Source organism: Spongiibacter sp. UBA1325, assembly GCF_002306875.1.
Classification (GTDB): Bacteria; Pseudomonadota; Gammaproteobacteria; order Pseudomonadales; family Spongiibacteraceae; genus Spongiibacter; species Spongiibacter marinus.
Genome location: NZ_DBTD01000010.1, coordinates 723,319 through 748,501, shown reverse-complemented (window position 1 = coordinate 748,501; position 25,183 = coordinate 723,319). Strand labels below are relative to the sequence as shown.

At 57.5% G+C, this 25,183-nt stretch carries 25 protein-coding genes; 9 read left to right on the top strand and 16 right to left on the bottom strand.

From position 1 onward, the window contains the following. Positions 1-22: 22 nt before the first annotated feature. From B3K78_RS15405 to lptD, 6 genes are read right to left on the bottom strand one after another with little or no spacing between them, the layout of a single operon-like run. Entirely contained in the window at positions 23-838 is an 816-nt protein-coding gene (locus B3K78_RS15405) for a symmetrical bis(5'-nucleosyl)-tetraphosphatase (protein ID WP_286696136.1), read from the bottom strand. Positions 839-845: 7 nt separating this feature from the next. Next, positions 846-1,223: a Co2+/Mg2+ efflux facilitator ApaG/CorD gene (apaG, locus tag B3K78_RS15400; protein WP_027874255.1), complete on the bottom strand. Its 378-nt coding sequence runs from the start codon at positions 1,221-1,223 to the stop codon at positions 846-848. 11 nt (positions 1,224-1,234) lie between these two features. Next, a complete protein-coding gene (rsmA, locus tag B3K78_RS15395) occupies positions 1,235-2,023 on the bottom strand; it encodes a 16S rRNA (adenine(1518)-N(6)/adenine(1519)-N(6))-dimethyltransferase RsmA (protein WP_286696135.1) in 789 nt (262 codons plus the stop codon). Then, a complete protein-coding gene (gene pdxA, locus B3K78_RS15390) occupies positions 2,020-3,012 on the bottom strand; it encodes a 4-hydroxythreonine-4-phosphate dehydrogenase PdxA (RefSeq protein WP_286696134.1) in 993 nt (330 codons plus the stop codon). Before pdxA ends, rsmA begins: the two co-directional genes overlap by 4 nt. Continuing rightward, the gene (locus B3K78_RS15385; protein ID WP_286696133.1) at positions 3,012-4,277 is read right to left on the bottom strand and encodes a peptidylprolyl isomerase; all 1,266 of its coding nucleotides are present in this window, start codon (positions 4,275-4,277) and stop codon (positions 3,012-3,014) included. The genes pdxA and B3K78_RS15385 overlap by 1 nt, the downstream gene beginning before the upstream one ends. After that, positions 4,270-6,660, bottom strand: coding sequence for an LPS-assembly protein LptD (gene lptD, locus B3K78_RS15380; protein WP_286696132.1), 2,391 nt, complete (start codon positions 6,658-6,660; stop codon positions 4,270-4,272). Before lptD ends, B3K78_RS15385 begins: the two co-directional genes overlap by 8 nt. A gap of 116 nt (positions 6,661-6,776) precedes the next feature. Between lptD and B3K78_RS15375 the strand changes: the two genes are divergently transcribed. From B3K78_RS15375 to B3K78_RS15360, 4 genes are read left to right on the top strand one after another with little or no spacing between them, the layout of a single operon-like run. After that, positions 6,777-7,817 (top strand): aminoglycoside phosphotransferase family protein, encoded by a 1,041-nt coding sequence (locus tag B3K78_RS15375; RefSeq protein ID WP_286696131.1) that lies wholly within the window; start codon positions 6,777-6,779, stop codon positions 7,815-7,817. A 5-nt stretch (positions 7,818-7,822) separates the two neighbouring features. After that, complete coding sequence (gene murU / locus B3K78_RS15370; protein ID WP_307682347.1) at positions 7,823-8,479, top strand: N-acetylmuramate alpha-1-phosphate uridylyltransferase MurU; 657 nt, start codon at positions 7,823-7,825, stop codon at positions 8,477-8,479. Positions 8,480-8,518: 39 nt separating this feature from the next. Next, positions 8,519-9,187, top strand: coding sequence for a ribulose-phosphate 3-epimerase (gene rpe / locus B3K78_RS15365; protein ID WP_286696130.1), 669 nt, complete (start codon positions 8,519-8,521; stop codon positions 9,185-9,187). After that, positions 9,184-9,870 carry a phosphoglycolate phosphatase gene (locus B3K78_RS15360; protein ID WP_286696129.1) on the top strand — a complete coding sequence of 229 codons (687 nt, stop codon included), beginning with the start codon at positions 9,184-9,186 and terminating at the stop codon, positions 9,868-9,870. Before rpe ends, B3K78_RS15360 begins: the two co-directional genes overlap by 4 nt. Here B3K78_RS15360 and B3K78_RS15355 read toward each other — a convergent pair. From B3K78_RS15355 to B3K78_RS15335, 5 genes are all read right to left on the bottom strand, one after another. Continuing rightward, positions 9,867-10,457 (bottom strand): DUF488 domain-containing protein, encoded by a 591-nt coding sequence (locus tag B3K78_RS15355; protein WP_286696128.1) that lies wholly within the window; start codon positions 10,455-10,457, stop codon positions 9,867-9,869. The two genes, B3K78_RS15360 and B3K78_RS15355, sit on opposite strands and share 4 nt — an antisense overlap. Before the next feature lie 45 nt (positions 10,458-10,502). Next, positions 10,503-11,897 (bottom strand): alkaline phosphatase PhoX, encoded by a 1,395-nt coding sequence (locus tag B3K78_RS15350; protein WP_286696127.1) that lies wholly within the window; start codon positions 11,895-11,897, stop codon positions 10,503-10,505. 227 nt (positions 11,898-12,124) lie between these two features. Continuing rightward, positions 12,125-12,790 carry an anthranilate synthase component II gene (locus tag B3K78_RS15345; protein WP_286696126.1) on the bottom strand — a complete coding sequence of 222 codons (666 nt, stop codon included), beginning with the start codon at positions 12,788-12,790 and terminating at the stop codon, positions 12,125-12,127. Then, complete coding sequence (locus tag B3K78_RS15340) at positions 12,787-14,190, bottom strand: anthranilate synthase component I family protein (RefSeq protein WP_286696125.1); 1,404 nt, start codon at positions 14,188-14,190, stop codon at positions 12,787-12,789. The genes B3K78_RS15345 and B3K78_RS15340 overlap by 4 nt, the downstream gene beginning before the upstream one ends. Before the next feature lie 13 nt (positions 14,191-14,203). Continuing rightward, positions 14,204-14,470 carry a Trp family transcriptional regulator gene (locus B3K78_RS15335; protein ID WP_204996686.1) on the bottom strand — a complete coding sequence of 89 codons (267 nt, stop codon included), beginning with the start codon at positions 14,468-14,470 and terminating at the stop codon, positions 14,204-14,206. Positions 14,471-14,609: 139 nt separating this feature from the next. On the opposite strand from B3K78_RS15335, the gene B3K78_RS15330 reads away from it, so the two are divergent. The 3 genes from B3K78_RS15330 to trpC are packed head-to-tail and all read left to right on the top strand — an operon-like array spanning position 14,610 to position 17,034. Beyond that, positions 14,610-15,194, top strand: a complete 585-nt coding sequence (locus B3K78_RS15330; protein WP_204996687.1) for an anthranilate synthase component II — start codon at positions 14,610-14,612, stop codon at positions 15,192-15,194. An 8-nt stretch (positions 15,195-15,202) separates the two neighbouring features. Next, complete coding sequence (trpD, locus tag B3K78_RS15325; RefSeq protein ID WP_286696207.1) at positions 15,203-16,240, top strand: anthranilate phosphoribosyltransferase; 1,038 nt, start codon at positions 15,203-15,205, stop codon at positions 16,238-16,240. Continuing rightward, a complete protein-coding gene (gene trpC, locus B3K78_RS15320; RefSeq protein WP_286696124.1) occupies positions 16,237-17,034 on the top strand; it encodes an indole-3-glycerol phosphate synthase TrpC in 798 nt (265 codons plus the stop codon). The genes trpD and trpC overlap by 4 nt, the downstream gene beginning before the upstream one ends. Positions 17,035-17,067: 33 nt before the next feature. Here trpC and crp read toward each other — a convergent pair whose 3' ends face one another. Continuing rightward, the gene (crp, locus tag B3K78_RS15315; protein ID WP_027874271.1) at positions 17,068-17,706 is read right to left on the bottom strand and encodes a cAMP-activated global transcriptional regulator CRP; all 639 of its coding nucleotides are present in this window, start codon (positions 17,704-17,706) and stop codon (positions 17,068-17,070) included. Positions 17,707-17,851: 145 nt separating this feature from the next. Between crp and B3K78_RS15310 the strand changes: the two genes are divergently transcribed. Further along, complete coding sequence (locus B3K78_RS15310; RefSeq protein WP_204996815.1) at positions 17,852-18,274, top strand: OsmC family protein; 423 nt, start codon at positions 17,852-17,854, stop codon at positions 18,272-18,274. Positions 18,275-18,279: 5 nt separating this feature from the next. Further along, positions 18,280-18,681, top strand: coding sequence for a VOC family protein (locus B3K78_RS15305; RefSeq protein WP_239547814.1), 402 nt, complete (start codon positions 18,280-18,282; stop codon positions 18,679-18,681). Positions 18,682-18,699: 18 nt separating this feature from the next. Here the strand turns inward: B3K78_RS15305 and coq7 are convergent, their stop codons facing one another. The 4 genes from coq7 to purH form a co-directional block, all read right to left on the bottom strand. Then, positions 18,700-19,335: a 2-polyprenyl-3-methyl-6-methoxy-1,4-benzoquinone monooxygenase gene (gene coq7 / locus B3K78_RS15300; RefSeq protein WP_204996689.1), complete on the bottom strand. Its 636-nt coding sequence runs from the start codon at positions 19,333-19,335 to the stop codon at positions 18,700-18,702. A gap of 35 nt (positions 19,336-19,370) precedes the next feature. Then, complete coding sequence (locus B3K78_RS15295; protein ID WP_286696123.1) at positions 19,371-22,145, bottom strand: hybrid sensor histidine kinase/response regulator; 2,775 nt, start codon at positions 22,143-22,145, stop codon at positions 19,371-19,373. A 22-nt stretch (positions 22,146-22,167) separates the two neighbouring features. Beyond that, positions 22,168-23,445, bottom strand: a complete 1,278-nt coding sequence (gene purD, locus B3K78_RS15290) for a phosphoribosylamine--glycine ligase (protein WP_286696122.1) — start codon at positions 23,443-23,445, stop codon at positions 22,168-22,170. Positions 23,446-23,597: 152 nt separating this feature from the next. After that, the gene (purH, locus tag B3K78_RS15285; protein ID WP_204996692.1) at positions 23,598-25,178 is read right to left on the bottom strand and encodes a bifunctional phosphoribosylaminoimidazolecarboxamide formyltransferase/IMP cyclohydrolase; all 1,581 of its coding nucleotides are present in this window, start codon (positions 25,176-25,178) and stop codon (positions 23,598-23,600) included. Positions 25,179-25,183 lie beyond the last annotated feature (5 nt).

The following is a 25,183-nucleotide window of genomic DNA, read 5'->3' as shown; positions in this document are numbered from 1 at the left end:
TTGGTTGCTGGGAAGTGGGGGCTTAATGGCTGGGGCAGTCGCAGCGGTGATACTCGCCGCTCTCCATATTCAGCAGCGTCATGTGCCGCCCCCAGACGCAACCGCTGTCTAAGGCAATGATGTTAGGGTTGTGGGTGCGGCCTTCCAGCGCGGCCCAGTGGCCGAATAGTTGTATTTCGGTGCGCTCCGGTTGCGGCCATTCAAACCAGGGGCGGTAGGGCGGCGGGATGTCCTGCCTCGCGCCTTTGAATGTCAGTTCCAGCTCACCCTGCTCGCTACAAATTCGCATGCGGGTCAGGTAATTGGTAATGCAGCGCAGTCTGTCATGGCCCTGTAGGTCGTCGTGCCAGAGGGCGGGTGCGTTGCCGTACATGTGGTGGAAAAACCGGGCCGCTTCAGTGGGGTTGCGCAAGGTGCTTTCCAGCTCTGCCGACAGCGCAAGTGCCTGCTGTGTGCTCCATAGCGGCGGTATCCCGGCATGACTCATGACATAGCGCCCGTCATCGCTGCGCAGCACCAGCGCCTGCTGTTGTAGCCAGTCCATCAGCGTGGCGAGTTCTGGAGCCTTGAGTAAGGCCTCCAGGCTGGGGTGACGCCCTTTTTGAGTGAAGCCGCGGGCCAGCGCCAGGCAGTGGAGGTCGTGATTCCCCAGAGTGACCTTTACGCTGTCTTGAATGCGGTACAGATAGCGCAGGGTGTCTAGCGAGTCGGGGCCGCGGTTGACCAGATCGCCAACGAGCCAAAGCTCGTCGCGGGCAGGGTTAAAGGCAACTTCATCGAGCAGGCACAGCAGTGGCTGTAGGCAACCCTGCAAGTCTCCAACTGCGTAGCGCGCCACGGGCGACTTAGTGCAGCGCCGAGCGCTGGGCGAGGGAGAAGATGCCGATGGGGGCGATAAAACGCCGACCAGAGGCGCTGATCATCTCGTAACTGCCCTCCATCGTGCCGACAGCGGTGTCGATAACCGCGCCCGAGGTGTAGCTGAAGGACTCGCCTGGCTCGATGAGTGGTTGTTTGCCGACCACGCCCTCGCCCTGCACTTCCTGAACCTGATTGTCGCCATCGGTAATAATCCAGTGGCGGTTGAGCAGGCGCACGGCCTCGTCGCCGGTATTGTTGATGGTAATGGTATAGGCGAAGGCGTAGCGCGATTCTTCCGGTGCGGATTGGTCAGCGAGAAACTCGCTTTCAACCTGAATGTGTACGGGGTTGCTGTCTGGCATGCGGGTCCTGATTAAACGGGGTTGCGACTAATGTAATTGGCAATGGCGACGAAGTCTGCCAACTGGAGTGTCTCGGGGCGAGCGCCGGGGTTGAGACCCAGCGCTTGCAGTTGCTCGTCATTGAGGGTGTTCTTGAGGTTGTTGCGCAGCGTCTTGCGGCGCATGGTAAAGGCCTCTCTGAGCACCCGCTGCAAGACGTTAACGTCGTCTGCCGGGCAGGGCAGGGTTTTGTGTGGGGTGAGCCGAACAATGGAGGACATCACCTTGGGGCGCGGCGAAAACGACTCGGGGGGCACATCAAACAGGGCCTCTACCTCGCAGTAATACTGCGCCATGATACCGAGCCGTCCGTAGGCCTTGCTGCCCGGCTGCGCGGCCAGGCGGTCAACAACCTCTTTTTGCAGCATGAAGTGCATGTCGGTGATGCGGTGCTGGGCGCTGAGCAGGTGGAAGATCAGCGGCGTTGAAATATTGTAGGGGAGGTTGCCGACCACCCTTAGCGGTTCATCGCCAGCCAGCGCGGCAATATCAAATTTGAGTGCGTCGCCTTCGTGCAGGTGGAAGTTGTCGCGGCTTGCGAACTTCTCTTCCAGAATCGGGATCAAATCGCGGTCCAGCTCAATAACATGCAGTTGGCAGCCGCTGGCGAGCAACTCGGCGGTGATGGCGCCTTGGCCAGGGCCGATCTCCAGTAAGCGCTGATTTTCTCGCGGTGTAACCGCACGCACGATCCCTTGAATAATACCGCGGTCGTGCAGGAAGTTTTGGCCAAAGCGCTTGCGGGCGCGATGAGTGCTCATAGTGTGTTGCTCGCTGCGTGGCCGGCCATGTCAATAGCATAGCGCATGGCTGTTGCCATGCTGCCCGGGTCTGCGCGACCGCTGCCGGCAAGGTCCAGTGCCGTGCCGTGGTCGACAGAGGTACGAATAATGGGCAGGCCCAGGGTGATATTAACGGCTTGGCCGAAACTCTGATATTTCAGTACCGGCAGCCCTTGGTCGTGATACATCGCCAATACCGCATCACACTGTTCCAGGTGGCGCGGTGTGAAGGCCGTGTCGGCGGGAAGCGGGCCAATCAATTGCCAGCCTTTGGCGCGATAGCTCGCCAATACCGGCTCTATCGTCTCTATTTCTTCCCGTCCCATGTGGCCGCCTTCGCCAGCGTGGGGGTTTAAGCCCAGCACTAACACTCTCGGTTGTTGGCAGCCGAAGCGTTCGCGCAACTCGCGGTGAAGAATATCCAGGGTGCGCTCCAGTTCACGGGGGGTGACCGCCGCTGGCACGGCGCTCAGCGGCAGATGGGTTGTCACCAGTGCCACGCGCATTGCAGTGCTGGCCAGCATCATCACCACTTTTTCTACCTGGCAGCGTTCGGCGAGAAACTCTGTGTGGCCGCTGAAGGCGATGCCGGCGTCGTTAATGACCGATTTTTGCACCGGCCCCGTCATCATGGCCTGACACTCGCCGTGCAAACAGGCATCGGTTGCCGCGCGCAGACAGGTTAAAACATAGTCGGCGTTTGCAGTATTCAATACCCCCAGTTGCGCCGGTGCCGCTAACGCAACGGGGGCAATGCTGATGTGTCCCGGCTGATGGGGGCGGGGTGATGCGGCGTCGAAGGGGCTGAGCGAAATGGGCAAGCCCAGCGCCGAGGCGCGCTCAGTGAGCAGCGCTGGGTCGGCGTAGGCGACCAACTCTGCTGGCCACTCTTGCTGAGCAATTTGAATAAGTAGCTCCGGGCCAACCCCTGCAGGCTCGCCCGGCGTGATGGCAATACGCGGCAACATTAGAGCTTGATATCGACGTAAGCTTCAGCGCGGATTTTACGCAGCCAGATATCCAGTTCGTCTTGGTATTTGCGCTCGTGCAAGACATTGCGAGCCATGCGCTTGCGCAGGTCTTGGCTGACGTTTTGCTGGCGTCTGTCCACCACTTTAATAATGTGCCAGCCAAAGTCACTTTTCACTGGCGCACTGATATCGCCGATGGCGGTGTCTTCCATGGCTTGCTGAAACTCGGGAACCAATTGCCCCGGCGATGTCCAGCCCAAGTCACCGCCTTCCTGGGCGGAGCCGATGTCTTCGGAGTACTCCTTGGCGAGGTCGCGGAAGGAGTCGCCATTGAGCACGCGCTGGCGCAGCTCTTTCGCCAGGCTCAGGGTCTGCGCCTCGCTGCGGATCGCCGATGGTTTTAACAAGATGTGGCTGGCGCGAGTTTGTGCGACGGTCTCGTTAAGACCACGGCTCTCCAGCAGCTGAATGACGTGGTAGCCGCTGGCACTTTGCAGGGGCTCTGACACGCCGCCGTCGCTCATATTGGGTGCCACGCTGGCAAACAGCGAGGGCAGGTCAGTCTCACGCCGCCAGCCGAGGTCACTGGCGTTGACACTGCCTTGGGCGAGGCTGGTGTAGTCAGCGCCCTTGCGCAGTTTGGCCGCTAATTGCTGGGCTTGTTGACGTGCACGCTCGCGATCGGCGTCGCTGGCATCAGACGCTACCGGCACCAATAAGTGTGCCAGGCGATACTCGGGCGATGTGCGAGCGCGGCCTTCTTCGGAGTTTAAGTAATTGGTGACTTCTTGGTCGGTAATTTGGATACGCTGGTTAACATTGCCCATCTGCACGCGTTGCAAAAGCATTTCGCGGCGTATTTGCTCGCGCACATCGCGGTACGATGCGCCGCTGTCGAGCAGGGCCTGGCGGAACTGCTCAAGCGTCATATTGTTTTTGGCGGCCACGCGGCCGACGGCAGCGGTGAGTTGCTCGTCGTCAATGCGCAGACCGACGCGGTCGGCCATTTGTAGCTGGATATTCTCCAGGATCAGCAGGTCGAGAATTTCACGGCGCAGCTGATCTTCCGGTGGCCCTTGCTGGCCGGAGCGGGCGATGTTCTGCTGGACGCTGGTGAGCCGCTCATCCACTTCACTGGCGAGAATAATATCCTCGTCGACAATAGCGACGATGCGGTCCAGCCACTGGGTTTCGGCATGGCTAACCATGCTAAACAGCAGCATGCACAGAGAAGCGAGCAGGGGTGTTTTCAGTTTATTCATTCGATTGGTAACCAAGGATGCTTTCTTTAAGTACGCTGGTAACGGCCGTGCCCAGACCACCCAGCCCTTTGAGCTGAAATTCAACTAAGATGGCAGAATTTGTTTCAGTGTCACTGGTATTAGACCTGCTATTGTCATCGGGTTCCAGTGCCTGCTGATAGACGATGCGCGTCAGCCAGCAGCAGTTTTGATACTCCGCGCCAATCAGGTTCTCGACCGAGCGGTTATCTTCCAAATCGTATTGGGTTTTTGCAAACAGCTTCCACTGATTGTTCAGCGGCATGGCGATTGAGGCGTCTACCTGCCGTACATCATTTTCCAGGCCGCCAAATTGGTTGCCTTCGCGGCGGATGCTGTAGCCGAGGTTGATGACGCTGCCGTCGTCATTGCGTCGATGGTAGCGCAGATTGCTTTGATTGAGTGTGCCTTGGCGGGCGTCGTAAAGCAGGTCGGCATTGACGCTATGGCGATTGCTCGGCGACCAGCGCAACTGACTGGCAATGTCGGAGTTACTGCTTTTGCGTTCGGGGTCGCCGGGTAGCTGAACGCGGCCTTCTTCAAAATAGTAGAGCTGGCCGAGGCTAAAACTGAGAAATTCTCTGCCGAGATTGTTATCGATAAAGCGGCTGCTCACGCCAATCGCCAATTGATCGGCATCGCCAAGGCGGTCGTGGCCGGTAAAGCGGGTATCGCGAAACAGCTGCTGGTAGGTAAAGGTTAACGCGGCGCTGTCAAAGTCCGGCTGATCGCTCTGGTCTTCGTATTCTGCATTGCGGTAGTAAATGCGTGGCTCTAGCGTTTGGGTAAGCGCTTTGTCCGCTAGTTGGAGTTCGCGCTCAAAAAATAAGCCGGCGTCGACACTCAACTGATTAGAGCTGGCGCTGGGGTTGTCGTTGACGCCGATCTTGTCGGCGTCTTCCAGTTCGTAAGCGACGTGGCGGCTTTTCAGCGCCGGCTCGATAAAGCCCCAGCGCCAGCGCATCGGGAGGCTGACCCCAGCCGCACCGTATACGCGCTGGCCGGTAATTTTATTTCCGCCGTCGCTCACCGCATCTCGGTGATCAAAGCGCGAATATTCAAATTCCAACGAGGGCTCAAGCTGGAAGTTTCGCGCTGGTGATTGATAGTTGAGGGTGAGCTGTGGAAGTTTTTGGTAGGGGTCGTCTACGGCGGCGATGGTTTGGTAGCGCTGCACTTCCAAATGCCCGCTCCAATTGTCGCCGAGATAGCCCAGTTCCGCTTTTTGGTTGAGGTGGGTGCTGCGCTTAACGGCGAGGTTAGCGAGACCGAGGTCGTCGAAATAGCTGTCGTCGCTTACCCGCGTGTAATCGACCTTGCTATACCAGCTCTCACCCATAAAGCCCTGCTCGGCAATACCGAGTAGCCAGCGATCATCTTTCTTGGTTTGGTCGTCTGGCAAATAGCTGCCATTGATGGACCACTCGGAGTATTTATTCAGGTAACGAAACTCACCCTCTAAAGCTTCGCCGCGGGTCTCGATATAGCGAGGTGCCAGGGTGAGGTCATAATTTGGCGCGAGGTTGAGGTAGTAGGGGGTCGAAATATCCAGGCTATTGTTGGAGAAGCCCAGCGTCGGAAACAAAAAGCCGGTGCTGCGGCGGTCGTCAACGGGAAAGTTTAAATACGGGGTGTAGAACACCGGTACATCATAGATGCGCACGGTTGCGCCGCGCGCTACCCCCCGGCCGCTGTCGTAGTCCAGCTCGATGCTTTTGGCGTGCAGTGACCAGGTCTCGTTGTCGGGTGTGCACTGGGTATAGCTGGCCGCTTCCAGTTCAAAGCGGTCGAAGGCGGGACGTGCTATGCGCCCGGCACTGCCTCGTGCGCCGGTTTGATAGCTGAGAATTTCTGCTTCGAGCAGTTCGCCCAGGCCTTGATTGGTATCTAGCTCGGCACTTTGGCCGCGCAGCATAAAGCCGGGCTGTCGCAGCACTACGCTGTCTCGCAGCATCACGCTGCTGTCGCTGCGTCGGTAGCGGGCATAGCCGGCGTCCAGGCTGAGATTGCCTTTGCGCAGTTGTACGTCGCCGGACATGGTGGCGCGGTCACCCACCGACTCGATGGTATCGGCAGAGACGACTAATGGCGCCTCAGTGGGGCTTAACTGCGAACCGCTCCAGTCGCGAGCGGGTTCCACAAAGCGACCGGCGCAGCCCGGCGCCATATTGCAGCGCACCGATTCGGGCAGGTATTCCTGAGGTAGCCAGTTCCAGTGCTGGTAGTAGGCGGGCAGCTGGGAGGTGTCAGCGTCCAGTTGTTCGCTACTGATCGGCCCACAGCGTTGTTCTGCCGCGCCTTGCGCGAGGCTGGCGGCGCCGTAGCTGCTGATCATCAGCAGTATGAGAGTGCGGAACACGGGCATGCGATACTGGCTTTAATATTTATTGCTGTAGGCCTGAATTGGCGAAGGCGAATAATAAAGCATTCTCTGCTAGGATGCCCGTTTCACAGCGATATTGACGAAAATTCTCGCCCTTGATGACAGCAGATAAGACACAGATAGCTGACGAGCTGAAACGTTGGAGCCTGCAGCAGCTAGGCCTACCCCCTGAAGAGCCCGCGACGCTGTCGGTGGTGTCGGGGGATGCGAGCTTCCGCTGTTACTACCGCCTGAGCTTGCCTGGCGACATGCATTTTATTGCCGTGCACGCGCCGCCAGAGAAAGAAGACAATCCGGCATTTATCGCGGTTCAGCAACGTATGATGGCCGCCAACTTGCGGGTTCCCGGAATGCTGGGCTGGGATTTGGAGCGCGGTTTTCTCTTGCAGGAAGACTTTGGCGACCGGCTATTGTTGCCGTGCCTGGACTCCATAGATGCTGCCGACCGCTACTATCGCCAGGCCTTTACCTGCCTGCTAAATATGCAGTCGATGCCACTGGCCGACGGCGATCTGCCCGACTACGATCGCGCGCGCCTTCTGGAAGAGATGGCACTGTTTCCCCACTGGTTTGTCGAGCAATTGCTGGGCCACTCACTGAGCGATGCCGAATGGCAGATGCTGGCGCGTTTGTTTGATCGCCTTGCCGCGCGCGCCGAGGCGCAGCCGCAGGGCTTTGTCCATCGCGACTTTCACAGCCGCAATATTATGTTGTTGAACGATGGCGAGTTAGGGCTGATTGATTTTCAAGATGCGGTGCGCGGCCCACTCACCTATGACGTCATGTCCTTGCTGCGCGACTGCTACGTGCACTGGCCGCCGGCTTCTGTAAAAACCTGGTTGCTGGCGTACCGCCAACAATTGGTGGCGGCGGGGATCGCGGTGCCTGACGAAGACGCCTTTTTGTGGGACGCCGACTGGATGGGCTTGCAACGCCACATCAAGGTGTTGGGCATCTTTGCTCGCCTCAAATTACGGGACGGCAAGTCGGCGTACCTGGATGATCTTCCCCTGGTGATGGCTTACACCTATAGCGTGGCGGAGCAATACGAGGACTGCCGCGAATTTGTGGCGTGGTTTAGCGATACCCTGTTGCCTCTGGCGCGTCGGCAGTCGTGGTTCCGCGAGGTTAGCTTGTGAAGGCAATGATCCTGGCCGCGGGGCTGGGGGAGCGAATGCGGCCGTTGACGGACCACTGCCCCAAGCCCTTGCTGACCGCCGCCGACAAACCGCTGATCGACTATCACTTAGAGAAACTGGCCGCCGCCGGCTTTGCCGATGTTGTGGTGAATAGTGCCTGGCTGTCTGAACAACTATGCGACTACCTCGGGCGCGGCGAGCGCTACGGTTTGCAGATCAGCCACTCAGTGGAAAGTGAGCCGCTGGAGACCGCCGGGGGTATCATTAACGCTTTACCGCTGTTGGGCTCGGAGCCTTTCTTGCTGATCAATGGTGACGTGTTCTGTGATGTCGACTTTGGGGATTTTTTGTCATGCCGGCCACAGAGTGCGGAGCTGCTAATGGTCGAGAATCCGCCCCATCATCCCGACGGCGACTTTTCCCTGAGTGCCGATGGCAAGCTGAGTGAATCGGGCTCGCCGCGCTATACCTTTGCGGGAATCAGTGTCTGGCAGCCTGCGTGTTTTGCCGGGCTCGCGGCGGGTCGACGGCCGCTAAAGCCGATTATGCAAAATCTTATGTCACAGGGCAGCCTGCGAGGTAGGCTGCATAGCGGGCGCTGGTGGGATATTGGAACGCCGCAACGGCTCGCTGAACTGGATGCCTACCTGCGCTCTGCGTAAACTAGGACACGTTATTCCCCTATAGCTAATGGAATTTTTATGGCCGATTACTGGATAGCTCCTTCAATTCTCTCTGCTGATTTTGCCCGCCTGGGCGAAGAGGTCGACACGGTACTTGAGGCTGGCGCAGACGTTGTGCATTTCGATGTCATGGATAACCACTACGTCCCCAACCTGACTATCGGCCCGATGGTCTGCAAGGCCCTGCGTAATCACGGTATTAAGGCGCCGATTGATGTGCACCTGATGGTGTCTCCAGTGGATCGCTTGATCGGTGATTTTGCCGAGGCGGGCGCCAGTATTATCACCTTCCATCCGGATGCCTCCACCCACGTTGACCGATCGCTGCAAATGATTCGCGACGCGGGCTGTAAAGCCGGCTTGGTGTTGAACCCAGCGGTCGGCCCAGGCGTATTGAAATACGTCATGGACAAGCTCGACATGGTGTTGCTGATGTCGGTGAACCCAGGGTTCGGCGGACAGAAATTTATTCCCTCTACCCTGGATAAAGTCCGCGAAGTGCGGGCGCTGATCGACGCCAGTGGTCGCGATATTCGCCTTGAGGTAGACGGTGGAATTTCCGCTAAGAATATTGCCGAGATTGCCGCCGCAGGTGCCGATACATTCGTTGCGGGATCGGCGATCTTTAATGCAGACGACTACACCGCAGTGATCGACAATATGCGCAGCGAGCTGGCCGGCGTATGAAGCTCCAGCAGTTGCTCGGCGAGGCGCCGCTGAAGGCTATTTTATTCGACCTCGATGGCACCTTGGTGGACTCGGTGCCTGATCTCGCTGCCGCAATGGATGCCGCCTTGATTCACTGTGGCTATCCCGGCGCGGGGGAGGAGCGGGTGCGAACATGGGTGGGCAACGGCGCTGCCAAACTGGTCGAACGCGCGCTCGATTGGGCGGAGAGTACTTCCCAGCGCTCGGGGCCGCCAGTGCCGCACAGTGTTTTGTTAGATGCATTTTATCTGGCCTACGCCGAGGACAGCAGCTCCCGCAGTCAGCTGTTTCCGGGCGTGATAGCGGCGCTGGAATACTGGCAGCAAGCCGGTATCAAACTGGCGTGCGTCACGAATAAGCCCGAGCGTTTTACGCACCCAATTCTTGCGGAATTTGGCCTGCAGTCGTTACTGCCGGTGGTGGTGGGGGGCGATACACTTGCCCAGCGAAAACCCGACCCCGAGCCTTTGCTGCACGCCTGTGAGCGGCTGGGCGTTGCCGCGGGCAATACTGTAATGGTGGGCGATTCCTCTAACGATATAGACGCTGCCCACGCCGCTGGCATGCCTGCTGCCTGTGTTAGCTACGGCTATAACCACGGCGCCCCGATTGCCGAGGCCGGAGCCGATCTACTGGTGGATGATTTTGGGTCGCTGCGTTAATTTTGCGGCTTGATATAGGCATAGCGCCGGCACTGAGCCTGCCACGCCAATGATCGGCATTCACACGCTGGGGTGAGCATATCAGCCTGAATGCCGTTGAGTTCTATCAGCCTGTTTTCCAGCTCATCTTCGCTCTCCAGTTCGCCGTCGTGGCCAATGTGCAGGGTGTCCACAGTGTGTTGATGGAGAAGGTGGTGGCCAATTAACAGGCTGCGATGGCAGCTTGCCGGGTCTTTTTCTGCACACATCAGTGCAATGCGCATAGGCTTATTCAGGCCGTTAAATACTCGCTCGATACCGCGCTGGAAAAGCGCCGCTGTTTGCAGGCGGCTGAATTGCACTTGACCGTGCTCGTTGTAGTGCGCGGGGTCTTTTGAGCGCGGCCCCAGCTCCTCGCCCAAATAGACATAGGCAATGCCTGCCTCTCGCAAACGCTTTGCCAGTGGTTCGCGGTGGTAGTCGTGGAAGGCGCGGCTGTAGGGAACAGAGCGAACATCGGCAATGGCATCAATGCGGTGTTGCCGCAGTTGGCGCAAAAATTCCTCTAGCGGTTTTGTTGCGTAGCCAATGGAGTAGAGGGCGTGCATAGCGTGCTCAAAGCCACCAGTTTACACGCCCACTTGGGCTTGGCTCTAGCGGAAGTTTTCCGGAATGGTTAGCTCGTAGGTTGTGCCAAACCACGGTATGCCGAAATTTACCGGGCCGCGCTGAGAGCTGAAGTACAGCCGGCTGCCGTCGGCGGTAAATGCCGGGCCAGTCAGCTCGCTTTTACCGCCGGGGACTTGCAGCAAGATCTTCGCATTGGCATTGGGGACCATTACCATCAAGCGCATCGCATCGCCATCTTCGGCGACGATAACGTCGCCGGCGGGGCTGACAACCAGGTTGTCGACATCGTCATAGGGGGTTTCGTCAACGGCGGTGAGCTGTTCGTTGTCGAATACCACTTCGATAAGATCGTTGTCGATATCCAAGGCATATACCCGGTTGTCGCCTTTACAGGCAAAGAACACCACCGCCCGCAGAGGGTGGCTGCTGCCCGCGACGGTGCGGCCGTCGGTAAAGCTTTGTATCCATATTCCCTCTCCGCCTTTGAAGACGGTTCCCGGTGCACCGGCGCCGGTTGACGCAATATCGGCGCGAACGTCAGCCTGGGGGCGTTCGGGCGATTGGACTTCCACCCATTTCACTTTGTGCAGCTGTCGCGCCTCGCTGAGTGCGTCCTGATAACCGCCATTTTCGAAGCCCTCGATTTCCAGCACTTCCAGCAGGCCGTTATTCAAGTTGAGTCCCTGCCGCCCATTCATCGATGGGGCATCTCCCAAGGCGGTGTAGCGGTAGAGCCGACCATCGCCGGCATCCTCGGTGAGATACACGGTGCGAGTGGGCAGGTCTACGGCCACTGCCTCATGGTTGAAAATTCCCAGCGCTGGCCGAGCCACGGCGCTGTCTGCATCGCCAAAGGGATCGCATTCGTACACCAGGCCATCCCGGACTTCCTCGCAGGACAGCCAGGTTTGCCAGGGGGTCGCGCCGCCTGCGCAGTTGTTGCGGGTATCTTTAAGAATACGGTAGTTGTCGGTAATGCTGCCGTTGGCGTCAAAACGCAGAGCACCCACTCCGCCAGGTGTGGATTCACTGTTGGATACGTAAACCCAGCCGCCGTCGTCGCTTTGGAATACCGCCCCGCCATCGGGGTTGCTGTGCCAGAGCGTGAAGTTGAGTGATGGCGAGAAGCCGGCGCGGGCCACGCGGCGTATGGAGAAGCCTTCGGGAATCAATATGTCGTCAACGTCAGAGGTGAATAAGTCGCCGATATTGGCTAGCGGGCCGGGTGACAGCGGCAGCTCGGTTGCCGGGGGAACGGGCGGTTGTGGTGGCTGGGGTGTGTCGCCGTTATCTGGCGTGGTGTTGCTTGTGCTGCGACTCGAGCCGCCACCACATGCGGCGAGGCCAGCGGCGGCGGCACCGAGAAACATTGCGCGCAGCACGTCGCGGCGGCTCTTGATAAGGGGTGGCTGTGTCACCTGTCTACTCCTTTTACTGGCCCGTCTGCGTGGGGGCAGCAGGCCTTAGGCAAAGATTCACTAGGCCGCGAAAGGTAGAGCAAAACTGTGGCAGTTTAATGACACGGAGGGCGCGTTTGTGTCGCAGATAACGGCGTAGGTACTTTGCAGAAGGCGTGACAGGGTGGGGCTATCGACGGGGCGGCTGAAGGGCCAATACCACCCTGCAGCTGCCGTGCTCGCTTGGGCTAGTGGTCGCCAAACAGAAAATTGCGAATCAGCTCTTTACCGCCCTCGGTCGCAAAGGACTCGGGGTGAAACTGAATGCCATGGATTGGGTGTTCGCGGTGCTGAACCCCCATAATTTCGAACTCACCGCCGCGCCGCACCTGGCTGGGGTCGCTAAAGGCATTGGGCGGGATGTCGCCGACTAGCGCAGTGACTTGCAGGCAATCGGGTAGAGACTCTGCCTCGGCGATCAGCGAGTGGTAGCGCATGACTTCCAGCTGGTCCGGGACATTGGCAAACATGCCTTGGTCATTGTGGGTGATCGGGCTGATTTTGCCATGCATGGGCAGTGGCGCCTTGACCACATTGCCGCCGAATACGTGGACGATGCCCTGCATGCCTAAGCAGACGCCGAGTAGCGGAGTGTGCTTGCCGAGCTCGGCGATCACCTGTGAGCACACGCCAAAGTAGTGTTCGTCATCCGGTGAGCCCGGGCCGGGTGAAACGATAATGCGGTCGGCGTTGAGCTGGTGGATCTCATCCAAACTTAATTCGTCGTTGCGTTTAACGACAATACGAAAGTCGTCGAGCCGCCCGCGGCTTTTTTCGCTGCTCAATATCTCGCCAATATATTGGTAGAGGTTGTAGGTGAAGGAGTCGTAGTTATCAATGATGAGGACTTTCACGATTCGCCTCCTTCGCGGTCATCGACCATAAACTTATCCAGGACCTTTTTGGTGCCGGCGAACTTGCGCCGAATTTCCTCGTATTCATCGTCGGGGTTGGAGTCGTACACATTGCCGCCGCAGGTTTGCACATAGGCTTCTTCGCCATTGGCGAATACCGTTCGAATAGGGATGGCAAAGGTGCAGTCCCCGTTGAATGAAAAGTGCCCGACCGCGCCGCCATAGGGGCCGCGTCCGTCGCCTTCCAGTTCGTTGATGATCCGCATGGCCTCAATTTTGGGGGCGCCGGTTAGCGTTCCCGCCGGGAAGTTGCTGGGCAGGGCCGAGAACATGTCTTCGCCCTCGGCGATAATGCCGACAATTTCGCTGGAAATATGCTGCACGTGGCTGAAGCGCTTAATGTCCATCAGGCTGCGCACCTTCACCGTGCCAAACTGGGCCACACGACCAATATCATTGCGATGCAGGTCGACAATCATATTGTGCTCGGCGATTTCTTTGGGGTCGTTGAGCAGTGCGCGGGCCAGTGCGGTATCTTCTTGTGGGTCGGCGCCGCGCCGGGTGGTGCCCGCCAGTGGGAAGGTTTCCATCTCGCCTTGGCGCAACCTAAACAACAACTCGGGACTGGCACCGATCAGTTTTTGCTCGCCAAATTTTACGTAGTACATCTGCGGCGAGGGGTTAATCTCACGCATTTCCTCGTAAATATTGATGGTGTCGCCTTCGAGGCGAAAGCGCTTTTTAAAACCGACTTCCGTCTGGAAAATTTTGCCGTCGATAATGTCCTGCTTCACCTTCATGACGGCGGCGCGGTGATCGTCGCGGCTCATGGTTTCGCCGCAGGAATATATTTTCAAGGGGCCGTTTGCGACATCGTCTTCGGCGAGCAGGGCTTCAACATCATCCAGGCGGCTGTCGTGGTAGTAAAAATAAATGAGTTCCCCGGTCATCTTGTCGAGGATCAAGCCATCTTTAAAGAGCCCAAATCGAAAGGCATCAAACAGCTCACTACTCTGGATGCTAAGGCTGGGCTCGAAGTAATTCATCGCGTCGTAGCCGAGATAGCCAGTGAGGCCGCCGGCGTATTTTCGAGAAATAATGTCCTGCGGGACGATTTCGCGGAGCAGGGAATAGGGATTGTCGCTGGGGTAATCGGCCTTGCTGCCGTCGCGCTCCTCAATAGTGAGCGTGTTGCCGTTGGCGTAGAGCAGCTGCTCGGGGTCGAAGCCGATAATGGAGTGGCGGGCCATATGGCTGTCCTCGCCGAGCGACTCCAGATAGAAGCAGTTGTCGTAGCGCTTCTCGATTTTCTTAAACAGTTTAAAAAAATCGCAGTCGGCGCTAATGGTAATGTAATGCGGCTTGCGGGGCAGGCGCAGTCGAGGGGGTAGTTGGCTCATAGGATGTCGGTGCTTAGCCTCGGGAGTGTCGTTTGCGGGCGCGTGAGCCACGGGTGACGGTGGCAATGCCAACACCCAGTTGCTCGGCGATTTGGCGCTGAGGTATTCCGGCATCGAGCAGCTTGAAAATTTGTAGCCGCTTGCTTACCTCGCTGAACTCCGACGGTGTGAGCAGATCGTTTAAGCGCTGATCTAACTCACTTTCGGATGTTGCGGCAAAGAGGTGTTCCAGCAGTTCCTGCCGATGACGGTCATCTTGTGTCTTGCGCGTCGTATTCATGTACTAGTACACTATCACAAAATGCTGGTGGGTCAAAGCATTCGTCCTAGGTGTTTTAGATAGCAGCCTTGCGTACAATGCCCTGCTCGGTAGGCCCTGCCTATTGCCAATCACGAACTGTTTGAGGTGCGCTGCTGTTGTGGTGTTAATGATCGACAACTACGATTCCTTCACCTACAACTTGGTGCAATATCTCAGCGAGTTGGGAGCTGAGGTGGCAGTGTATCGCAATGATGAGTTGAGCATTGAGCGCCTGGCGGAAATGTCGCCGAGTCATCTGGTGATTTCTCCCGGGCCGTGTACGCCGAATGAGGCGGGCATTTCGATGGCGGCGATCAAACACTTTTCCGGCAGGTGTCCGGTGTTGGGCGTCTGCCTTGGGCACCAGAGCATCGCCCAGGTATTTGGTGCCAAGGTGGTGCGTGCGCGACAAGTCATGCACGGCAAAACCTCTGCGGTTTACCACCGCAGTGAAGGGGTTTTCGCAGGCCTGAACATGCCGTTAGTTGCGACGCGATATCACTCTCTGGTGGTCGAAAAGCACAGCCTGCCCAGTTGTCTGGAGATGACTGCGTGGACCGAGGACGGGCAGGGGAATGTCGACGAAATTATGGGTTTGCGGCACCGCAGTATGGATGTTGAAGGGGTGCAGTTTCACCCGGAGGCCATCCTGAGTGCACAGGGGCGTGAACTTTTGAACAATTTTTTGGAGCGCAAGGCATGAGTGAGAAAATGGACATTAAGGCGGCACTGGCGAGAGTGGTTAAACAGCTTGATTTGACCACAGATGAGATGGCCGATGTGATGCGCGCCGTGATGACCGGGCAGTGCAGCGATGCGCAGATTGGCGCCTTCCTGATGGGCCTGCGAATGAAAAGCGAAAGCCTCGACGAAATAGAAGGTGCTGCGCGGGTGATGCGAGAGCTGGCGACGCCAGTCGATATTGAGGGAGTCGAACACGCGGTCGATATTGTTGGCACCGGCGGTGACGGCGCCAACTTGTTCAACGTGTCGTCTGCCAGTAGTTTTGTGGTAGCTGCTGCCGGGGCGCATGTGGCTAAGCACGGTAACCGCTCTGTGTCGTCAAACAGTGGCAGTGCCGACCTGCTGGAGAAAGCGGGTATTGTGCTTGACCTGACACCCGAACAGGTCGCGCGCTGCATACGCGAGGTGGGTGTTGGCTTTATGTTTGCCGTAAACCACCACAGTGCGATGCGACACGCCATTGGCCCGCGCAAGGAACTGGCCCAGCGCACGATTTTTAATATTCTTGGCCCACTGACCAACCCGGCAGGGGTTAAGCGCCTGCTGCTCGGTGTGTTTAGTGCCGACTTGTGTCGCCCGCTAGCCGAGGTGATGGGGCGCTTGGGTGCTGAGCACGTAATGGTGGTGCACTCAGGCGACGGCCTGGATGAGATTAGTTTGGCAACATCAACGCAGGTGGCGGAGCTGAAAAACGGTGAGATTCGCGAATACCGTCTACAGCCGGAAGATGTAGGTATTGCCAGCCAGAGCTTGATTGGTCTTGATGTGGACGACAGTGAAGCGTCGTTGGCATTGATCCGCAATGCGCTGAGCAAGCGGGACTCTGCCGCTGCAGAAAAAGCCGCGGATATGATCGCGCTAAATGCGGGGGCGGCGCTGTATGTCGCCGGTGTTACCGGCGATTTGAAGGCGGGGGTGGCCCTCGCTGAAGATGTGATTCACGGCGGTCGTGCGCTGGAAAAAATGCAAGAGTTAGCGGCCTTCACACAGGGTATGACGCAATGACAACACCAACGGTTTTGAACCGTATCATTGATCGAAAATTTGAAGAAGTGGCCGAGCGCAGTGCGCGGCGCCCCATCGCCCAGCTGCAAGCGGAGATAGCCAGTGCATCGCAGCCACGAGGTTTTGTTGCCGCCATGGAGGCTAAGTTAGCGGCGGGTCAATCGGCGGTTATCGCAGAGATCAAAAAAGCGTCGCCCTCCAAAGGCGTTATTCGCGAAGACTTCCATCCCGCAGAGATCGCCCGAAGCTATGAACACGGCGGCGCTGCCTGTTTGTCGGTGCTGACCGATGCCGATTTTTTTCAAGGTAGCGAGGCATATTTACAGCAGGCGCGTGAGGCTTGTTCACTGCCAGTGATCCGCAAGGATTTTATTGTCGACCCTTATCAGGTTTACGAAGCGCGGGCGATTGCAGCTGATTGTATTTTGTTAATAGCAGCCGCATTGGACGATGCACAGTTAGCGCAGCTCAATGCCCTGGCCCACGAGTTGGGAATGGATGTGTTGATCGAGGTACACAACGCTGAGGAGCTTCAGCGTATTTTGCCGCTCGGCAATCGCTTGGTCGGCATCAATAACCGCAACCTACACAATTTTGAGACCAGCTTGGACAATACCTTCTCGCTGCTGGCACAAATTGACGAAAACCGTATTGTGGTTACCGAGAGCGGTATTCACAGCGCTGACGACGTTGCGGCAATGCGCCAGCACAACGTCGATGCCTTTCTCGTTGGCGAGGCCTTTATGCGCGCGGCAGAGCCCGGGGAAAAATTAGCAGAGCTGTTTGCTAAATAGGGTGCTACGGGTCGGGGTGCTGGCAGCCGCTGCTCAGCGGGTGCCGTACACCACCATCGTTTTGCCTTTTACGTGGACCAGACCCTGTTCTTCCAGGGTTTTGAGTACGCGACCAACCATCTCGCGGGAGCAGCCAACAATCCTGCCGATTTCCTGACGGGTAATTTTGATCTGCATACCATCCGGGTGGGTCATAGCGTCTGGCTGTTTGCATAGGTCGAGAAGTGTTCGCGCGACGCGGCCAGTAACATCTAAAAAGGCCAGGTCGCCAACTTTGCGCGTGGTGAGGCGTAAGCGTTTTGCCATTTGCTTGCCGAGGGCCAGCAGGATATCCGGGTATTGGTCCTGGAGTTCGCGAAACTTGCTGTAGCTAATCTCGGCAATCTCACAGTCGGTTCGGCTTTTTACCCAGGCGCTACGAGTCGGCGGGATGTCTTCGTCGAATACGCCCATTTCACCAAAGAAGTCGCCCTTGTTTAAGTAGGCGACAATCATTTCACGGCCGTCGTCGTCTTCGATAATCACCGTCACCGAGCCGTCGATAATATAGTAGAGCGCGTCGCTGTCGTCTCCAGCGTAGATCAGCGTGCTCTTGCTAGGGTGTCGGCGCCGATGGCAGTGCGCGAGAAAGTCGTCGAGATTTGGGATGTCGGGTTTCGGTGCCTGGAACACGGGCCACTCTCTTTTTTAATTTGGTTATGGGCAAAGCGCTGTTTCATTCGTGTGTATTAGTATGCCGCGCTTTGCCGTCAATGGCGAGCCTGGATGCAGGTGCTGTGATAAGCTTAGCGGATTGACAAATTCTATCGGGGTAATGATGAAAGCAACGGTAAAGTGGGTTGACGGTGCAATGTTTTTAGGTGAATCCGGAAGCGGCCACAGCGTGGTTATGGATGGTCCGGAAGACCACGGCGGCCGTAATATGGGCGTTCGGCCTATGGAAATGTTGCTGTTGGGCATGGGTGGCTGCGCCTCATTCGATGTGATGAGTATGCTGAAGAAGTCACGCCAGCAGGTGAAAGATTGCCGGTGCGAGCTGGTGGCCGAACGTGTTGATGCGGTCCCCGCCGTCTTTGAAACAATACGCCTTCACTTTGTTGTTACCGGCACTGCCTTGAAGGAGAGCCACGTGAAGCGCGCAGTTGAACTGTCGGCTGAAAAATACTGTTCGGCGTCCATTATGATGGAAAAGGCCGGCGTGGTGATCGAGCATAGTCACGAGATTATTGAAGCGGAGTAGGATATATGCAGCGCCCCAATCCCCATGCGGGCATGCGCCACTTGGCGTTATTTGTAGAAAAGCTGGAAGAGACCGTACAGTTTTATACTGACCTGCTGGGTATGGCGGTCGAGTGGCAGCCCGACGAGGATAATTACTACCTTTGCTCGGGTTGCGACAACCTGGCCATTCACCGTTATCACGGTGCTGAGCGGCCGGCCGCGGGCCAGCGCTTAGACCACTTGGGTTTTATCGTTAGGGAAGCCGACGATGTCGATGCCTGGCACGAGTTCCTTGTTGCGAATGGCGTTAGCATTAAAGCCGCACCAAGAACCCACCGCGATGGTGCGCGTAGCTTCTATTGCCTCGATCCCGATGGCAATCTTGTACAAATCATTCACCACCCACCTATCGCCAGCGCTGTCTAGTCGCTGGCTGGCACGCCTTTACACGTAGTAGGTTGTTCGGGTCATGACTTTTGAGAGAAGGGTCATGGCCTTCTTGACCGGCTTTGGAAAAACGGCGCCGCCGGCTTCTATCGCTGCGGTGGAGTGGGCCGCTTCGTCCTCCAGCATTTGTTCCAAAATGGCTCGCGATTTTTCATCGTCGTTGGGCAGGGAGTCCAGGTGGCTGCGCAGGTGCTCGCATACCTGATCCTCGGTGGCAGCAACAAACCCCAGGCTGATTTTGTCGCTGATCGCCCCCGCTGTCGCGCCGATGGCAAAGGAGCCGGCATAGAACAGGGGGTTGAGCAGGCTGGTGTGGCTACCCAGCTCCTTTAGGCGTTGCTCACACCACACTAGATGATCAATTTCCTCGTCGGCGGCGTGGCTCATGGCTTGTTTAATATCGGGGCGCTTGGCCGTCAGCGCCTGCCCCTGGTACAACGCCTGGGCGCACACTTCGCCAGTGTGGTTGATGCGCATGAGACCCGCTGTGTGACGGGCGTCCTGATGTTGGCTGTCGCGGCGGCCGCTGGCGGGGTTTTCGCGTTGCGGTGTGGCACTGCCGCGAACCAGGGTTTTCAGGCTGCGGTCTGCACCAATCAGCAGTCGATCCAAGGCGGAAAAGCTTCTGGTCATCGTATCCTCCAATCTCGCCTTATTGTACGGCAAACTCAGTCTTTCTGATGCTGGTAGCCCGTCCAGCGCTGTATCGACTCGGCCAGCTCCCACAGGCGGATCGGTTTCACCAAGTGAAGGTCCATGCCGGCGTTGAGGTAGCTGTCGCGCTGCTCGTCCAGGGCGTTTGCCGTCAGCCCGAAAATCGGTGTGCGCTCGCGCTCCTCTTCCTGTTCAAATTGCCGAATTTGGCGCGCCGCTTCAATGCCGTCCATCACCGGCATTTCCACATCGAGTATAACCAAGTCGTAGTGGTCGCGAATAAAAAAGTTCAGGGCTTGCTGGCCGTTTTCCGCATGTTGAACAGTGATTCCCAGGCTTTTGAGCATACGCGACAGCACCAGTGCGTTACTGGGGTTGTCCTCGGCGATCAGGCAGCGCAGAGAATGATAATTTAAGGCGTCGCTGCTGTATTGATCTATGTCGTGACCGCGCTCGGCAACACGCGATTCGCCCAGTAGTGCGCTGCGCAGGGCAATATTGCCCAGCGGTTTACTCAGTACCCGTTGCACCCCTGCCGCTTGCAGCTCTTCCCGGCGATACGAAATATTCGCATGGGCAAGTAGCAGCACGCTGGGTTGATGGTCGGCGTTGGCGAATTCTTCTTTTACCCGGCGTGCCAGCAGCAGGCCGTTATCGCTTTGCCTGTGGTCGATCAATACAAAATCGACGGGGGCATTGATCAGGCGCTGGTTACGCATGATGGCCAGCGCGGCCTGCTCATTGGTGGCGGAGAAGACACCCACCCCCCAGGGCGAGCATTGTTTATTGACCACCTCGCAAAAGGTGCGGTTGCTGTCCACCACCAGAAGGCGTTTATTGTTCAGCAAGTCTGTTGCTTCGGGGCTTGGCAGCTTATTGCTGATCACTCCCAGCTGCAGTGTCATACACAGGGTGTGTACGTCGCGACTGGCGCTGCTACGCAAGCTAATTTGCCCGCCCATGAGGCTGACGAGACGAGCGATAATGGCAAATCGCGTGCTCATTGCGCTGTCTTTTTTATCAACCTTGGGGCGCTGAAGCGCCTGCCGCTCATCGCCAGTGAAATTGCTGCCACGGTGGGAGACTTCCACCTGAAGGTGACCGGGGCGAGGGGAGGCCGGGCCAATTTTTAACAGAATAAAGCCGCCTTCGGCGTGTTCGAAGGCGCTGTTCAGGCTGTGAATAAGCAATTGGCGCAGCCGCGACAGGTCCCCAAGCAGCTGCATTGGCAGGGTGTTTGATAAGTCGCTGATCAACTCCAGGTCGCGTTCTGCAGCCATGTTTCGGAAACTGGACAGGGCGTCGCTGACCAATTCAGGCAGTGCGATGAGCTGGCTGTTGAGGTCGATATCGCTGTCGCTAAATCGCGCGGCTTGCCCCGCTTCTTCGAGCAGCTGCAGTAACTCATGGCTGGAGCGTTGCAGGCTGCGCAAATAGTCTTCCTGGCTGGCGGTCAGTTGGGTCTCTTGAAGCAGCTCTGTCACGCCCAGCATTGCGCTGATCGGGGTGCGGATATCGTGAGTGATGCGCGCCAGCACTTCGCTTTTCGCGCGGTTTACCTCATCGACCACGGCGATGCGCTGAGCATCCTCGTGCTGCATACGCCAGCGCTTGCGGCTGCGGGTAATCAGCAGTGTGGCGTGAGCGAGAGCAACGATCACAGCGGCCAGCGAGAGTAAGGCATTCATGTCATAGATATCGAGAACGCCAAGCAAGTAGCTGAGCTGGGCCAACAGATAAATGACCAGGGTGAGGCTTTTACCCAGCAGGTAAAACAACAGGAGCCGGCTGTAGCTGACAAAGTAGCCATTCAAGCCCGCAAACAGCGTAGACGCGGCGGTGAGTGGCACCAAAATGCTCAACAGAATGCCGCTGTAATGGGCGTCGGTGATAATACTGAAGGGCAGCGCTGCCACGAGCAGGAAAAGGATTCCGCGCAATATGTTTGGCCAATGGCCCGGGCGCTGCTTGGGGTACACGGGGAAGCCTAGCGCAAAGATCACTTCGGTCAGCAAGATGCCGATCGCTGAAATGATCATAATTGGGCTGTCCCAGGGGGGCAGCATACCTCGGGGTTGGCCAAGGTAGCCCCAGGCCATCAGCTGTGAGCCCATCACCAAGACGCCAAATATGCACAGATTGGCAAATAGCGGTTCCCGGTATATCAGGAAGGCAACCAGACAGTAGATGCTGACGGTACTGAGTACGCCAAGCAGAAAGAAATTTCCAATATCGCGTTGGCTGCTTTCTGAAATAAACGCGATATCGCTAAAGAGTTTGGCAGACACTCGGATATCAGCGTGCTTGTCGATGCGCACATAAATATTGGTAGCGCTGCCGGCGGGCAGGTTTAAGCGGTAGATTCGCTGGGGTCGCAGCATATCTTGCGGAGGGAAAACCGTGGCCCGCTCTTCGGCGGGCGTGCCGCTGCGATGGGCGTAGACGGTTACCTCGCCCAAATGCGCCGGGCGCAATTCCAGTATGCGGCGCAGGGTTTCGTTGTGGGTGTTGCGAAAGCGAAACAGCAGCCAGTAGGTTTGGGTGCTGCCATCGAGCATTAAATCGCCATTTTCAAGTGGCCGAAAGCTGCGCTGAAAGGTTGGCTGAAGCAGGTCGTCGATGGACAACTGACCGCTGCGATCTTCGTATATTTCGCCGGATTGACTGATGTCGACCCGCGCCACGGCCGGATCCAGGATGACGGCGGCGTGGCCGATGTGGCTTGTGGCAAGAAACAGTAGCAGGCTGCTGAGCAGCAGCCTCAAATCAAGGCGTATCGCGATGGGCATCCTGCACATAATCAAGTGACCGCTATTCCCGAGCGATGGCGCGATAGGCGATATCACTGCGGAAGAATACACCTTGCCAGTCGATCTGTTTGGCGACGTCGTAGGCCAGTGCCTGGGCTTCGCTTACGCTATTGCCCATGGCGGTAGCGCACAGTACTCGCCCGCCGTTGGTTGTCAGCTTGTCGCCGTCTAATTGCGTGCCGGCGTGGAAGACCTTGGTGCTGGCGGTTTCTGCGGGGATACCGGTAATTTCATCGCCCTTGTTGTAGCTGCCGGGGTAGCCGCCGGCGGCGAGTACAACACCAACCGCAGGGCGTGGGTCCCATTGCGCCTCAGCGTTGGCCAGCGTGCCAGCAAGCGCCGCCTGACACAGAGCGACTAGGTCAGACTGCAAGCGCAGCATAATGGGTTGTGTTTCCGGGTCGCCAAAGCGGCAGTTGTATTCAATAACTTTTGGTTCACCCTCGGGGCTGATCATCAAGCCGGCATACAGAAAGCCCGTGTAGCGGTTGCCTTCTTCTGCCATGCCGCGAACGGTTGGCATAATAACCTGTTCCATAATGCGCTGATGAACGTCTGGCGTTACCACTGGCGCGGGTGAGTAAGCGCCCATTCCACCGGTGTTGGGGCCAGTGTCGCCATCGCCAACACGCTTGTGATCCTGGCTGGTTGCCATCGGCAAAACGTCTTCACCGTCGACCATCACGATGAAGCTGGCTTCTTCGCCGACTAAGAACTCTTCAATCACTACGCGGCAGCCGGCGTCGCCGAATGCATTGCCGGACAGCATGTCGCGCACGGCGTCTTCAGCTTGTTCCAGTGTTTCTGCAACGATAACGCCTTTGCCCGCTGCCAGACCGTCGGCCTTGACGACAATCGGTGCGCCTTGCTCGCGAAGGTAGGCAAGCGCTGGCTCAAGTTCGGTGAAGTTGCCATAGGCCGCAGTGGGGATGTTGTGTCGGGCAAGGAAGTCCTTGGTAAAGGCTTTGGAGCCTTCCAGTTGTGCCGCGCCCTGGCTGGGGCCAAAGCAGGGCAGGCCGCGTTTGGCGAAGAAATCCACCACGCCGTCTACCAGTGGCGCTTCGGGGCCAACGATGGTCAGCGCGATATCGTTGCTCTCGGCAAAGTTTGCCAGTGCCTCGAAATCGCCTACATCTATTTCGACATTTTCTATGCCCGTGTCCAGCGCAGTGCCGGCGTTGCCTGGTGCGACATAAACGGTTTCAACATTGGCAGACTGGGCCGCCTTCCAAGCCAGAGCGTGCTCACGGCCACCGGAGCCAATAATCAATACGTTCATTTCAACTGCGTCCTATTTCTACGGCCATCACGGCTGCGTGATTTAGCTAAACGGCCTTGACTCATGTTTGCTTCAAGGCCGAAGAAATTATCTTTTTTCTATCGATTCGGTGCTGGCGTCGCCGGCAGATAGCTGCCGGCGAGGTATCGGCGTTAGTGGCGGAAATGGCGCATGCCAGTGAATACCATTGCCATGTTGTGCTCGTCGGCGGCGGCAATGACTTCTTCGTCACGAATTGAACCGCCCGGCTGAATGATGCAGCTAATGCCAACTTTCGCCGCATTGTCGATGCCATCGCGGAAGGGGAAGAAGGCGTCGGATGCCATCACGGCTCCCTCAACTTGCAGGCCCGCGTGCTCGGCCTTAATAGCGGCGATGCGCGCGGAGTTCACGCGGCTCATCTGCCCGGCGCCGACACCGATCGTCTGGCGATTTTTGGCGTAGACAATCGCGTTCGACTTAACGAATTTGGCGACTTTCCAGGCGAAGATCAAATCGTTGATCTCGTCTTCACTGGGCTGGCGCTTGCTCACTACTTTCAGCTCACCGGCAGTAATCATGCCGAGGTCGCGGTCTTGCACCAGCAGGCCGCCGTTGACGCGTTTATAGTCAAAGGCAGCTTGTGGGCTATCCCACTCTCCGCAGCTCAGCAGGCGCACGTTTTTCTTGGCGGCCACAACGGCGCGCGCATCTTCGCTGACGCTTGGGGCGATAATCACTTCCACAAACTGGCGGTCGCAAATGGCTTGCGCCGTTGCGGCATCGAGCTCGCGGTTGAAGGCGATAATACCGCCAAAGGCCGATTCAGGGTCGGTGGCGAAGGCCAGGTCATAGGCTTCGCCGATCCCGTTGAGCGACACCGAGACACCACAGGGATTGGCGTGTTTAACAATCACGCAGGCGGGCTTGGTAAAGCTCTTCACACACTCAAGTGCGGCATCGGTGTCGGCAATATTGTTGTATGACAGCTCCTTGCCCTGCAGCTGCGTTGCGGTGGCAATGCAGGCTTCGCTGGGGTGGCGCTCAACATAAAACGCTGAGTCTTGATGGGGGTTTTCGCCGTAGCGCATTTCCTGGGCTTTAACGAATTGGCTGTTAAAGGTGCGAGGGAATTTGTCGCTGCCGCCGGGAACGAGTCTGCCGAAGTAATTGGCGATGGCGCCGTCGTACGATGCCGTGTGCTCGTAGGCTTTGATGGCGAGGTCGAAACGGGTGCTGTGCAGGGTTGCACCGTCGTTGGCACGCATTTCCTCGATAATGGCGTCGTAGTCGCCGGCGTTTACCACAATGGCAACGTCGCGGTGGTTCTTGGCCGCTGCGCGAACCATGGTCGGGCCGCCGATATCGATATTCTCGATCGCATCTTCCAGGCTGCAATCTGGCTTGGCAACGGTGGCCTCAAAGGGGTAGAGGTTAACAACTACCATATCGATAGCGTCAATGCCGTGCTCGCTCATGACAGCATCATCGGTGCCGCGGCGGCCGAGAATACCGCCGTGAACTTTCGGGTGGAGGGTTTTCACCCGGCCATCCATCATTTCAGGAAAGCCCGTGTAGTCCGCAACTTCCGTCACGCTAATGCCGTTGTCTTGCAGTAGGCGGTAGGTGCCTCCGGTGGACAGGAGTTCTACCCCCATCTCGGTAAGCTGGCGGCCAAAATCGACGATGCCAGATTTGTCGGATACGCTGATTAGCGCGCGTTTAACGGGGCGTGAAGTCGTCTCGGTAGTCATCCGGG

Bases quoted from the DNA above. Each gene is read 5' to 3' on its own strand.
- B3K78_RS15310 (WP_204996815.1), top strand. From the start codon at position 17,852: ATGAAAGCAACGGTAAAGTGGGTTGACGGTGCAATGTTTTTAGGTGAA.
- B3K78_RS15335 (WP_204996686.1), bottom strand. From the start codon at position 14,470: ATGAATACGACGCGCAAGACACAAGATGACCGTCATCGGCAGGAACTG.
- B3K78_RS15385 (WP_286696133.1), bottom strand. From the start codon at position 4,277: ATGAATAAACTGAAAACACCCCTGCTCGCTTCTCTGTGCATGCTGCTG.
- coq7 (WP_204996689.1), bottom strand. From the start codon at position 19,335: ATGACCAGAAGCTTTTCCGCCTTGGATCGACTGCTGATTGGTGCAGAC.
- B3K78_RS15375 (WP_286696131.1), top strand. From the start codon at position 6,777: ATGACAGCAGATAAGACACAGATAGCTGACGAGCTGAAACGTTGGAGC.
- lptD (WP_286696132.1), bottom strand. From the start codon at position 6,660: ATGCCCGTGTTCCGCACTCTCATACTGCTGATGATCAGCAGCTACGGC.
- B3K78_RS15340 (WP_286696125.1), bottom strand. From the start codon at position 14,190: ATGAGCCAACTACCCCCTCGACTGCGCCTGCCCCGCAAGCCGCATTAC.
- B3K78_RS15295 (WP_286696123.1), bottom strand. From the start codon at position 22,145: ATGCCCATCGCGATACGCCTTGATTTGAGGCTGCTGCTCAGCAGCCTG.
- rsmA (WP_286696135.1), bottom strand. From the start codon at position 2,023: ATGAGCACTCATCGCGCCCGCAAGCGCTTTGGCCAAAACTTCCTGCAC.
- trpC (WP_286696124.1), top strand. From the start codon at position 16,237: ATGACAACACCAACGGTTTTGAACCGTATCATTGATCGAAAATTTGAA.
- pdxA (WP_286696134.1), bottom strand. From the start codon at position 3,012: ATGTTGCCGCGTATTGCCATCACGCCGGGCGAGCCTGCAGGGGTTGGC.
- murU (WP_307682347.1), top strand. From the start codon at position 7,823: ATGATCCTGGCCGCGGGGCTGGGGGAGCGAATGCGGCCGTTGACGGAC.
- purD (WP_286696122.1), bottom strand. From the start codon at position 23,445: ATGAACGTATTGATTATTGGCTCCGGTGGCCGTGAGCACGCTCTGGCT.
- B3K78_RS15360 (WP_286696129.1), top strand. From the start codon at position 9,184: ATGAAGCTCCAGCAGTTGCTCGGCGAGGCGCCGCTGAAGGCTATTTTA.
- purH (WP_204996692.1), bottom strand. From the start codon at position 25,178: ATGACTACCGAGACGACTTCACGCCCCGTTAAACGCGCGCTAATCAGC.
- B3K78_RS15355 (WP_286696128.1), bottom strand. From the start codon at position 10,457: ATGCACGCCCTCTACTCCATTGGCTACGCAACAAAACCGCTAGAGGAA.
- rpe (WP_286696130.1), top strand. From the start codon at position 8,519: ATGGCCGATTACTGGATAGCTCCTTCAATTCTCTCTGCTGATTTTGCC.
- apaG (WP_027874255.1), bottom strand. From the start codon at position 1,223: ATGCCAGACAGCAACCCCGTACACATTCAGGTTGAAAGCGAGTTTCTC.
- B3K78_RS15305 (WP_239547814.1), top strand. From the start codon at position 18,280: ATGCAGCGCCCCAATCCCCATGCGGGCATGCGCCACTTGGCGTTATTT.
- trpD (WP_286696207.1), top strand. From the start codon at position 15,203: ATGGACATTAAGGCGGCACTGGCGAGAGTGGTTAAACAGCTTGATTTG.